Annotated in this window: 2 protein-coding genes and 1 pseudogene; all 3 read left to right on the top strand. The window is 65.8% G+C overall.

Annotated elements, in window-relative coordinates; genetic code table 11:
- Positions 1–485 precede the first annotated feature (485 nt).
- The 3 genes and pseudogenes from QZY44_RS04935 (at position 486) to QZY44_RS04930 (ending at position 1150) form a co-directional block, all read left to right on the top strand.
- The gene (locus QZY44_RS04935) at positions 486–623 is read left to right on the top strand and encodes a DUF2934 domain-containing protein (RefSeq protein ID WP_295443054.1); all 138 of its coding nucleotides are present in this window, start codon (positions 486–488) and stop codon (positions 621–623) included.
- A gap of 80 nt (positions 624–703) precedes the next feature.
- Positions 704–936: pseudogene (locus QZY44_RS35625) on the top strand (hypothetical protein).
- Positions 911–1150, top strand: a complete 240-nt coding sequence (locus QZY44_RS04930; protein ID WP_295443051.1) for a hypothetical protein — start codon at positions 911–913, stop codon at positions 1148–1150. Before QZY44_RS35625 ends, QZY44_RS04930 begins: the two are co-directional and overlap by 26 nt.
- Positions 1151–1670: the final 520 nt, after the last annotated feature.

The following is a 1670-nucleotide window of genomic DNA, read 5'->3' as shown; positions in this document are numbered from 1 at the left end:
CGGCTTGGCGCATTCACGAAATTGCGACCGTACCCCACCGGACCCAGAAAATCCATCGGTTACCGCTTGGTATCATGCCCCATCGATCGGAGGTGGCGCCAAACTTAAACCATGGGGCTAGATTATAACAGATTGAGCGAGAAAGTTGTTTGCGGTTTCTGGCCAGGCACTAAGTATTGTTAAAGATCGTATTTCCGCATCCCGTGGGTTAGCGCTAGCCTCGCTATGTCCGCCGTCGACTGACGCCATCCTCTTGACTGACGGATACATGGCGGCGGGAACCTGGACCTTAACCGACGGCGGGTCTCCTGTCGGGCGACTTCGGCAGGCCGATTTCACTCGTCATCAATCAGAGGTACGCTTCAATGACTTCATTGCAGACGGAAAGTAGGCCAGAACGGCAGCGCGGCAACGGCGGGCGGGGGCGTTCCACGCCAGGGTCAGAGCGCCCATCGACGGATGAGCCGCGGCGTGAGAGTGCGCTGGTGCAGGCGATCAGTGAGGCCGCGTATCATCGCGCCGCGGCGCGCGGATTCGAACCGGGACATGAGTTGGATGACTGGGTCGAAGCGGAGAAGCAGATCACCGCGACAACGAAGCCCGCGGATGCAGCAGGCGGCTGATCCATTCGCGCGAGCCGCGCCGTCAGAGTACCCGGGTCTACTCAACTGACTCAGATTAGACGATCAAGGAGCGGCACCTGGTGTTGCGCGTGGGCGAGTCACGCCAAGGCGTGGTCGGACTCTTCCAACCGGGGCTGGTCGGCGAGCAGGGGCTGGGGCTCTCGGTTCGCTTCATGGGGATCAACGCAACGCGATCGCGTCCTATCTGGTCTCCCTGTGTTTCTCGCTCGCGGTCCTCACCGAGGACGCCTTGGCGGTGCTCGATGGCGTGGAGGTCAACAAATTCCATGACGACGCTCACACCTACAAGTGATCAAAGGCCAGGGCTCACGGCTGCCGCGCCGGGCATCCTGCCGGATGATGTCTGGCGCGACCGCCTGGCGGCAGAGGCGGTGACCGCACTGCACACCACGCATGCGCCGGCCGCCGCGCCGACTCAGACGCCGGGCGGAGCATGGCTCCCGTCGATTCTCGCGGGGGCGGGGATTGTGGGGGCCGGGGCGCCGGGGCGCCGGGCCTCGACGTGACCGCGCTGTCCCAGGGCCCCGGCGGGATTGATGGTGCGCCACTCCCGTCGCTGTCGACGGGAACGGCGATCGGCGGGGCGGGCCTGCCGGGACCCGACGCTGCGGAGGTGCCCGGAGCGGCAACCGCAACCGCTGCGGTCGAATCCCTGGCACCGACGCTCGGCCTGCCACCGACGACCGTCGGCATTGCCCCAGTGCTCGCTCCGGTCTCTCGCTCTGAGCTGACACCGCGGGGGCCCACGCCCGTGGTACCCGGCGGTGACGCACCCGGTTTGTCCGCGGCTCCCGATGTCTTGACGCCGCGCTCTTACGGACTGCCGGGGGAGGAGGACCAGAAACGCCTGTTGGCCGGCGTAGTGGGCAGGCCGCACCCGGCGCTGGGTGGACCGCCCGGCAGCGGAGTTTCTGTTCAGATCGACGCCCCTGTCGATGGCGACCTAAACCCGCCTATAGCTGGTGAATGACGCGGGTAATCGCCAACGAGGGTGGTGAAGAGCGGTCGGGTCGCTGGGAGGCATGG

It is taken from the genome of uncultured Thiodictyon sp. (assembly GCA_903837595.1).
Lineage (GTDB): Bacteria > Pseudomonadota > Gammaproteobacteria > Chromatiales > Chromatiaceae > Thiodictyon.
This window is presented reverse-complemented; position numbering and strand designations above follow the sequence as displayed.